This is a genomic window from Modestobacter sp. KNN46-3, from assembly GCF_011039295.1.
In genome coordinates this window covers 1-9,358 of record NZ_JAAKGN010000173.1, presented here as the reverse complement: position 1 = coordinate 9,358, position 9,358 = coordinate 1, and the positions used below count along the sequence as shown (strand labels likewise).

Here is a 9,358-nt window from a genome sequence, read left to right as displayed (position 1 = left end):
CAGATCACCCAGCTGGAGGGGCTCTCGCAGCTGCAGCAGCGGTTCACCTCCGACGTCTCGCACGAGCTGCGGACGCCACTGACCACGGTGCAGATGGCGGCGGACGTGCTGCACGAGGCGCGCGCGGACTTCGACCCGGCCGTCGCCCGCTCCGCGGAGCTGCTGCGGGCCGAGCTCGACCGGTTCGAGGGCCTGCTGACCGACCTGCTGGAGATCAGCCGCTACGACGCCGGTGCGGCGACGCTCGAGGCGGAGGCGCAGGACCTCGGCCCGTTGGTGGAGCGGGTGGCCGCCGGCATGACCGCGCTCGCCGAGCGGCACGGCTGCGCCCTGCAGGTGCACGTCCCGACGTCGCCGGTGATCGCGGAGGTGGACGGTCGACGGGTGGAGCGGGTGCTGCGCAACCTCATCGGCAACGCGATCGAGCACGGGCAGGGGCAGCCGGTCGAGATCGTCCTGGCGGCCAACCGGTCGGCGACCGCGATCACGGTCCGCGACCACGGTGTCGGCCTGGACCCGGTCGCCGCCCAGCACGTGTTCGACCGGTTCTGGCGCGCCGACCCCTCGCGGATGCGCACCGTCGGCGGCAGCGGCCTCGGTCTGTCCATCAGCCTGGAGGACGCCCGGCTGCACGGTGGCTGGTTGCAGGTGTGGGGCCAGCCCGGGCAGGGCGCCCAGTTCCGGCTCACCCTGCCGCTGAACGCTGGCGGCGGGCTGTCCAGTTCGCCGCTCCCGCTGCGCCCGGCCCAGGCACGCGTCGTCGGGGGTGCATCGTGACCGGCCGCAGCACCGCCCGGCGCGCACCGCTGGTCGCGGTGCTCGCTGCGCTCCTGCTGGGCGGCTGCAGCACGGTGCCCAGCAGTTCCCCCACGGTGCGGATCACCCAGGCGGCCGCCCCGCCGGCCGGTGCGGTCGGCATCGAGCCGCCGGCGCCGGTACCGGGCGCGACGCCGGAGGAGGTCGTCCGCGGGTTCATCGACGCCAACGCCAGCACCGTCCGCAACCACCCGGTGGCCCGTCAGTACCTGACCGAGGAGGCCGCGGAGACCTGGCGGGACAGCGACGGGCTGACCGTCATCAGCGGCGACTACGCACCGGTGCGCACCGAACCCGGCGTCGTCGAGGTCACCGCTGCCGAGGTGGGCACCGTCGATGAACGCGGCAGCTTCACGGTCGGCACCGGTGAGGTCTACAACAAGGACTTCACGCTCACCGACGAGTCGGGGGAGTGGCGGATCAGCGACCCACCCGACGGGCTGCTGATGCTCGAGCCGGACTTCGCCCGCACCTACGAACCCGTCGACGCCTACTTCATCGACCAGTCCGGCACCCGGGTGGTGCCCGATCCCCGCTACCTGGTCGAGGGCGGTGCCCAGCCGAACACGCTCGTGGAGCGCCTGCTCGACGGCCCGTCCCCGCAGATCGCCGCCGGCGTGCTCAACCCGCTGACCGGCGCGAAGCTGCGCAGCACGGTGAGCACCTCCGGTCGGTCGGCGACGGTCGACCTCAGCTTCCCCGCCGACGTCGACGACGCGACCCTGCAGGCGGCCTCCGCGCAGCTGGTCTGGTCGCTGGACCAGCTGGACCTCACCTCGGTCGAGGTGCTGCGCGACGGCCAGGACCTCGGCCTGCCGGACGTGCCCGGACAGCAGCGCGTCGACGACTGGCAGCAGTACGACCCGGACGTCGTCCCGGCCGATGCCGTCGGGCACTACGTCGCCGACGGTGCGCTCCGTCGCGCCTCCGACGGCAGCGCCGCGCCGGGTCCCGCCGGCGCGGGCGTGTACCGCCTCGGCTCGGCGGCGGTCTCGGTCGACGGCCGGACCAGCGCGCTCGGGCTGACGGTGGGGGTGTCCACCTCGGCCTCGGCGTCGGGGGCGCCGGCCACGCTGTACGCCGGCCAGTACGGCGGGGAGCTGGTGCCCGCGCTGACCGGCGCGAGCTTCACCGAGCCGACGACGGCCGGCACCCGGGCGGAGGTGTGGACCGTCCGGGACGGTGCCGAGGTGATCCGGCTCCCCGGCGGCGGCGCGCCGCAGACCGTCAGTGCCCCCACGCTGCCCGGGCTGGGTCGGGCGACCACCTTCCAGCTCTCCCCGGACGGACTGCGGGCCGCCGTGGTGATCGACGGCCCCGAGGGCGGCCAGCTCTACGTCGGGACGGTCGTCCGGGCCGAGGACGCGGTCAGCGTCCGGGACCTGCGTTCGGTGACCCCGTCGATCCGGCAGGTGGTGGACGTCGCCTGGCGGAACGCCGGGTCGCTGCTGCTGCTGGCCGGTGACCCGAGCACCGGGCGCACCGTCCCCTACGAGGTGAGCGTCGACGGCTGGGGGCTCACCGAGCTGACCACCGCGGGGTTGCCCGCACAGCCGACCGCCGTCGCGGCAGCGCCGGGGCGTCAGCCGTTGGTCAGCGCCGGCGGCACGCTGTGGCAACTGCCCGGGGGCAACTGGGTGACCGCGGTGCGGGGTGCCGAGCCGCTGACCGGAGGCGCGCCCTTCTACCCGATGTGACCCGAGGGCGCTGGCCGTCGTCCCCACGGCCACCCCGGGTCCCCAGCTGCTCGCTGCGCGACCGGGGTGCGGCCCGGGACGGGCAGGCTCCCGGCATGGGACGGGACGCGGACGGCGGTGTGACCGAGGTGCTGCGGGCCGGGAGCCGGGTGCTGGCCGACCTGGTGCTGCCGCGCAGCTGCGCCGGCTGCGCCCGGCCCGGTGACGTCCTGTGCCCGGCCTGCCGTGGCCGGCTCACCCGGCCCCGGCTGGCCGAGCCGCGGCGACACCCGCCCGGCTTCCCGCCGACCGTGGCGGCCGGTGCCTACGCCGGTCCGGTCCGCCCGGCGGTCCTGGCGTTCAAGGAGCACGGCCGCGCCGAGCTGGCCGGGCCGCTGGGCACGGCGCTGGCACTGGCGGTCGGCGTCGTGCTGGCCGGTGCGGCGGGGCCGGCGTCCGCACCGGTCGTCCTCGTGCCGGTACCGAGCTCCGCGGCGGCGGTGCGCCAGCGGGGCCGGGACCACGTGCGGGAACTGGCCGACCGCGCCGTGGTCGAGTTGCGGGCAGCCGGGGTGCCCGCCCGGACGGCGCCGGTGCTGGGGAGGCTGCGCGGGCGGGCCGGGCGGACCCGGGACTCCGCCGGCCTGGACGCCGCCGCCCGGCGGGCCAACCTGGCCGGTCGGTTCCGGGTGCTGCCGGCCGGGCACGGGGCGTGGGCCGGGGTGTCCGCCGGCAGTCGGCTGGTCCTGGTGGACGACGTCGTCACCAGCGGCGCGACCCTGACCGAGGGGGCCCGGGCGCTGGCCGAGGTGGGGGGCACACCGGGCCGGGACACGCCGGTGGTCGCTGCGGTCGTCGCGGCCACTCCACGGCGCGTACGGCGACCGTTCACCCCGCCGCCACCTGGGGCGTTCACGGTGCGTGGTCGGGGTGGGGACGGGCTCGGCTCTGCTTCCACTGTCGGGACCGGGACAAGGCGTCTAGCGTCGGGTTGATCACACCCCGCTCAACCGGGAGGTCCCATGGAGATCGTGGTCCGTGGTCGTAACGTCGAGGTGCCGGAGCACTTCCGCCAGAAGGTGGAGGACAAGGTCGGCCAGCTGGAACGGTTCGACGGCAAGGTCATCCGCATCGACGTGGAGCTGCTGCACGAGAAGAACCCTCGGCAGTCAGCCAACGCCCAGCGCGTGGAGATCACGCTGCGGGGCAAGGGGCCGGTGGCCCGCGCCGAAGCCTCCGCCCCCGACTTCTACGCCGCACTGGAACTCGCGGCCGGCAAGCTGGAGAACCACATGCGACGGGCGAACGACCGTCGCCGCGTGCACCACGGCCGCCGCACGCCGCCCAGCGTGCGGATCGACAACGTCCCCGCCGTCGATGAGACGGCGCTCCCCGAGGTGAGCAGCGCCCCGGAACCTGCACTGGACGGGACCCCGTCCGCCGACGTCGAGGCCGCGCTGGCCGACGGGCCCCTGGTGACCGACCTGGACGAGCACCTGCCCGGCCAGATCGTCCGGGAGAAGGTCCACCCGGCCACGCCGATGCACGTCGACCAGGCCCTCTACGAGATGGAGCTGGTCGGCCACGACTTCTTCCTGTTCCTCTGTGCCGACACCGGGGTCCCCTCGGTGGTCTACCGCCGGCACGCGTTCGACTACGGGCTGATCCGGCTCGGTGCCCCGGCGACCGCCGAGGACGACGACGCCGCAGCCATCGCGGCGTCCGCGGCAGCGGGAGACCTCGAGCCCGCGCACGCCTGACCCGGTCACCCCGGCGAGCCGCCCTCCGCACCCGCGGAGGGCGGCTCGTCCGCGTCGGCCTCCCTGCAGGGGCCCGCCGCGAGCGTGCGAGTGGTGGGGGGCAGGGAGGCCCTTCTTCAGTCGCCGGGCAGCCGGGAGAAGACCGCGGCGTCGCCCCGGCTGCCGTCCCGGTAGGCGAGGTAGGAGCGCAGCACGCCCTCCTGGGTGAACCCGGCCCGGCGGGCGACGGCCTGGGACCCGGTGTTGAGCACGTCGGCGACGAGGTACACCCGGTGCGCACCCAGCCCGATCGCCCACTCGGCGAGCGCATGCGCCGCCTCTGCGGCGTACCCGTTGCCGCGGGCCTCGGGGGCGATCCAGTAGCCGACCTCGGGGCCCATCGGGTGCTGACCGATCCGGTGCACGCCGCCGGACCCGACGAACCGCCCGTCGGCCTCGATCGCCACGGTCAGGCCGGTGCCCTCGCGCCGCATGGCCGGCGCCTCGCCGGTGACCCACCCGGCGGCGTCCGCGCGGGTGTAGGGCACCGACACCGCCGCGATCCAGCGCGCGATGTCCGGGCTCTGGCACGCGGCCAGCACCGCGTCGACGTCGTCCTCGCGGAAGGGGCGCAGGACCAGCCGGTCGGTGCGGACCACCTCGGTGGTCAGGTCGATGCCGCTCAGGTCCATGCCGCCCCGTCCATCCCGGTCAGCTCTCGTCCTGGCCCGGACCCCGCCAGCGTTCGGCGTTGCCCAGCACCCGGTCCACCGAGATCTCCAGCACGACCCGGGCCGGGTTGACCCGCGGCTGCTGGTAGCGGACGGCGTACCGGGCCTCTGCGTCGGCGACGGACCCGGCGTCCTCGCGCACCGTCGCCGTCCCCTCCAGCGTCGTCCACACCTTGCCGTCGACCTGGCAGACCGCGACCCGGGTCTGCCCACCCCGCACGTGCCGGACCTTCGCCGAGGTGCCTGAGGTGATCACCCGGGCGGTGCCGGTGGCGGCGTCGACGGTGACGCCGACCGGCACGACGTGCGGGCTGCCGTCGGCGCGCAACGTGGTCAGCGTGGCCAGGTGCCGCTCGGTGAAGAAGGTCACCGCCCCGGGACCGAGCAGCGCGGCGGAGGGGGAGTTCGAGTCGGAGGACACGTGGCGGAGGGTACGAGTCGGCGGATCCGGATGCCGTTCTCGGCCGCGCCGGGACCGCTTCACAGCCGCGCCGCCTACGCTGGGGGGGTGGTGTTCAACAAGATCCTGCGTGCCGGTGAGGGCAAGATCGTCCGACGGCTGACGAAGATCGCCGACGCGGTCGAGGCCCTGGAGCCCGACGTCACCGATCTGACCGACGCCGAGCTGCGCGCGAAGACCGATGAGTTCAAGGCGCGCTACGGCGACGGGGAGACCCTCGACCACCTGCTCCCCGAGGCGTTCGCCGTGGTCCGCGAGGCGTCGACCCGCACGCTGGGCCAGCGGCACTACCGGGTCCAGCTGATGGGCGGTGCCGCGCTGCACCTGGGCAACATCGCGGAGATGAAGACCGGTGAGGGCAAGACCCTGACCGGTGTGCTGCCGGCCTACCTGAACGCGCTGAGCGGCGACGGCGTGCACGTGGTCACCACCAACGACTACCTGGCCCAGCGCGACGCCGAGTGGATGGGCCGCGTGCAGCGCTTCCTCGGCCTGTCGATCGGCACGATCGTCTCGGGCCAGCGCCCCGACGTGCGCCGCGAGCAGTACGCCGCGGACATCACCCACGGCACGAACAACGAGTTCGGCTTCGACTATCTGCGCGACAACATGGCGCAGAGCCGGAACGACCTGGTCCAGCGCGGGCACGCCTTCGCCATCGTCGACGAGGTGGACTCGATCCTCATCGACGAGGCCCGCACCCCGCTGATCATCAGCGGCCCCGCCGAGACCAGCGCCAAGTGGTACGGCGAGTTCGCCCGCATCGCCCCGCTGATGAAGCGCGACCGGCACTACGAGGTCGAGGAGGCGAAGCGGACCATCTCCATCAGCGAGGAGGGCGTCGAGTTCGTCGAGGACCAGCTCGGCATCGAGAACCTCTACGAGGCCGCCAACACCCCGCTGATCAGCTACCTGAACAACGCGCTGAAGGCCAAGGAGCTCTACAAGAAGGACCAGCAGTACATCGTCACCGACGGCGAGGTCCTCATCGTCGACGAGTTCACCGGCCGCGTGCTCTCCGGCCGGCGCTACAACGAGGGCATGCACCAGGCCATCGAGGCCAAGGAGCGGGTGAAGATCAAGGACGAGAACCAGACCCTCGCCACGATCACCCTGCAGAACTACTTCCGGCTCTACGAGAAGCTCTCGGGGATGACCGGCACGGCCCAGACCGAGGCTGCCGAGCTCTCCCAGACCTACTCCCTCGGTGTCGTGCCCATCCCGACGAACCGGCCGATGGTGCGCGCCGACCGCGCCGACGTCATCTACAAGACGGAGAAGGCCAAGTTCGACTCCGTCGTCGAGGACATCGCCGAGCGGCACGAGGCGGGCCAGCCGGTGCTGGTCGGCACCGCGAGCGTGGAGAAGTCCGAGCTGCTGAGCAGGTACCTGGTCAAGCGGGGCATCCCGCACGAGGTCCTCAACGCGAAGAACCACGCCCGGGAGGCGTCGATCATCGCGATGGCCGGGCGGCTCGGCGCCGTCACGGTCGCCACCAACATGGCCGGCCGCGGCACCGACATCCAGCTCGGCGGCAACGCCGAGTTCATCGCCGACGAGCAGCTGCGGGCCAAGGGCCTGTCCCCGGCGGAGACCCCCGAGGAGTACGAGGCCGCCTGGGACGACGCACTGGCGTCGGCGCAGGCGCAGGTCAAGGCCGAGCACGACCAGGTGACCGAGGCCGGCGGCCTGTACGTGCTGGGCACGGAGCGGCACGAGAGCCGGCGGATCGACAACCAGCTGCGTGGGCGGTCCGGGCGCCAGGGTGACCCGGGGGAGTCGCGGTTCTACCTGTCGCTCGGCGACGACCTGATGCGCCGGTTCAACGGCCCGATGCTCGAGTCGATGATGACCACGCTGCGGGTGCCCGACGACCAGCCGATCGAGTCGAAGATGGTCAGCCGGGCGATCCTGTCCGCGCAGACCCAGGTCGAGCAGCAGAATCACGAGGTCCGCAAGGACGTCCTCAAGTACGACGAGGTGCTCAACCGGCAGCGCACGGTCATCTACGACGAGCGGCGCAAGGTGCTCGACGGCGAGGACCTGCACCTGCAGGTGCAGACGATGGTCGACGACGTCGTCATCGCCTACGTCAGCGGTGCCACCGAGACCGGCTACGCCGAGGACTGGGACCTCGAGCAGCTGTGGGCCGGCCTCAAGGCGCTGTACCCGGTGGGCCTGGACCGGCAGGAGCTGCTGGACCGGGTCGCCGACGGCGACCAGGCCGCGCTCACCGCGGACGTGCTCAAGGAGGAGCTGCTCGCCGACGTGCACGCCGCCTACGCCGCCCGCGAGGAGTCGCTCGGTTCCGAGGTCATGCGTGAGCTCGAGCGGCGGGTGCTGCTGACGGTGCTGGACCGCAAGTGGCGCGAGCACCTCTACGAGATGGACTACCTGCGGGCCGGCATCCACCTGCGCGCGATGGCCAACCGCGACCCGGTCGTGGAGTACCAGCGCGAGGGCTACGACATGTTCAACGCGATGCTCGACGGCATCAAGGAGGAGTCCCTCGGCTTCCTCTTCAACCTCGAGGTCAAGACCAAGGAGCAGCAGGCCGCCGAGGCCGCGCAGAAGCAGGCCGCCGCCGAGGGGGAGGCGCTCGCCCGGGCGCAGGCCGGCACCGAGCGGGTGCTGGCCCGGCAGGCCGCAGCCCAGGCGGCAGCGGCTGCGGCTGCGCCGGTCGCTCCCGCTGCCGAGCCGACCGCTCCCGCCGCCCCGGCTGCCGCCGACGGCAACGGTGCTGCCCCGGCGCCGGCGGCTGCGCCGACGTCCGACGGCAACGGCAGCGGGACGACGAGCTCGGCCCGGCGCACCCGCAAGCCGGCCCCCGTCGCAGCTGCCGCACCGGCGACTGCCGCACCGGCGCCTGCCGGGACGGCTGCCGCCGAGCCGGCGGACGTACCGGAGCCCGAGATCAAGGGCCTGGAGGCGCCGGACCAGGGGGAGCTGACCTACAGCGCCCCCAGCCTCGACACCTCGGCCAAGGAGAGTGGCCGGGCGAAGGCCGCCAAGACCGCGACCGTCACCGGCACCAAGGAGACCCCGCGCAACGCCCCGTGCCCGTGCGGTTCGGGCAAGAAGTACAAGCAGTGCCACGGCGTCGCAGGCTGACGCACTGAACCCACCGACGCCCCGCCGACCACTGGTCGGCGGGGCGTCGGCGTGTGGGCACGGCCCCGCTCATCAGGCGCGGGGACGGACCTCCGTCAGCCGATCTGCAGCGCCGTGCAGCGCCAGCGCCCGTCGATCCCCTCCAGCCGTGCCGCGACCGCGTGCGCCCGCCCTCCCCGTCGGGCCACGGCGCTGATCTCGGCCACCCCGTCCACCGGCTCGCACACCCGCACCGAGCCCAGCAGCAGCGGTGCGGTCCCCTCGGTGCACCAGCGCGGCCGGCGGCGACCGCTGAGGGCCTGGAAGAGCGCCGGGCTCACCAGTGACTGCAACTGACCGATCGGCCGGCGGCCGGCGAACGCCTCGAGGGTGAGGGTGACCAGGCGCCGTCCGGCGGCCTGCGGGTCGGGCAGCTCGGCTCGGCGCGTCCAGGCCGGCCCGAAGTCCGCCGCCTCACCGGCCGGCCGAACCGGCTGGTCCAGGCGGGGCCGTGGACCGGGCGGAGGTGTCGGCCGCGGTGTGCGCCGGCCCGGGACCAGCAGCCGCACCGGCACGCGCTGGTCCTCCAGCGGAGGTCCGGGCGTGCGGACGGCGACCAGGTGCAGCCGCCGGGGCGCCGGTGCTGCGGTCAGCGACCCGGACGACGAGGGCGCGGGTGGTGCGGGGGAGAGGCTCGGCGAGGCGGTCATCGGTGTCTCCTCGAGACGACGGGGAACGGCGGATCGGGGTGGGCGGCGGCCTGCTTCTGCGCGGCCTCGGCGGCCTGCTGCTCCTTGGTCTTGACCTCGAGGTTGAAGAGGAAGCCGAGGGACTCCTCCTTGATGC

8 protein-coding genes are annotated in these 9,358 nt (G+C 73.9%); 5 read left to right on the top strand and 3 right to left on the bottom strand.

Annotation, left to right across the window (positions count from 1 at the left end):
* From G5C62_RS23190 to raiA, 4 genes are all read left to right on the top strand, one after another.
* Positions 1 to 777, top strand: a 777-nt coding sequence (locus G5C62_RS23190; protein WP_164702853.1) for a HAMP domain-containing sensor histidine kinase, incomplete at its 5' end; no start/stop codon positions are given.
* Positions 774 to 2,513: an LpqB family beta-propeller domain-containing protein gene (locus G5C62_RS23185; protein WP_164702852.1), complete on the top strand. Its 1,740-nt coding sequence runs from the start codon at positions 774 to 776 to the stop codon at positions 2,511 to 2,513. The genes G5C62_RS23190 and G5C62_RS23185, both read left to right, overlap by 4 nt.
* Before the next feature lie 95 nt (positions 2,514 to 2,608).
* Positions 2,609 to 3,487, top strand: coding sequence for a ComF family protein (locus tag G5C62_RS28780; RefSeq protein ID WP_156119336.1), 879 nt, complete (start codon positions 2,609 to 2,611; stop codon positions 3,485 to 3,487).
* 27 nt (positions 3,488 to 3,514) lie between these two features.
* Positions 3,515 to 4,252, top strand: coding sequence for a ribosome hibernation-promoting factor, HPF/YfiA family (raiA, locus tag G5C62_RS23175; protein ID WP_036340428.1), 738 nt, complete (start codon positions 3,515 to 3,517; stop codon positions 4,250 to 4,252).
* Between the two features lie 116 nt (positions 4,253 to 4,368).
* On the opposite strand, the gene G5C62_RS23170 is transcribed toward raiA, so the two are convergent.
* Positions 4,369 to 4,923, bottom strand: a complete 555-nt coding sequence (locus G5C62_RS23170; protein WP_036340666.1) for a GNAT family N-acetyltransferase — start codon at positions 4,921 to 4,923, stop codon at positions 4,369 to 4,371.
* A gap of 19 nt (positions 4,924 to 4,942) precedes the next feature.
* Positions 4,943 to 5,383 carry a TIGR03618 family F420-dependent PPOX class oxidoreductase gene (locus tag G5C62_RS23165; protein ID WP_241176079.1) on the bottom strand — a complete coding sequence of 147 codons (441 nt, stop codon included), beginning with the start codon at positions 5,381 to 5,383 and terminating at the stop codon, positions 4,943 to 4,945.
* An 87-nt stretch (positions 5,384 to 5,470) separates the two neighbouring features.
* On the opposite strand from G5C62_RS23165, the gene secA reads away from it, so the two are divergent.
* Positions 5,471 to 8,533, top strand: a complete 3,063-nt coding sequence (secA, locus tag G5C62_RS23160) for a preprotein translocase subunit SecA (RefSeq protein ID WP_206330813.1) — start codon at positions 5,471 to 5,473, stop codon at positions 8,531 to 8,533.
* Between the two features lie 95 nt (positions 8,534 to 8,628).
* Here secA and G5C62_RS23155 read toward each other — a convergent pair whose 3' ends face one another.
* Positions 8,629 to 9,222, bottom strand: coding sequence for an Rv3235 family protein (locus tag G5C62_RS23155; protein ID WP_241176078.1), 594 nt, complete (start codon positions 9,220 to 9,222; stop codon positions 8,629 to 8,631).
* Between the last annotated feature and the right edge of the window lie 136 nt (positions 9,223 to 9,358).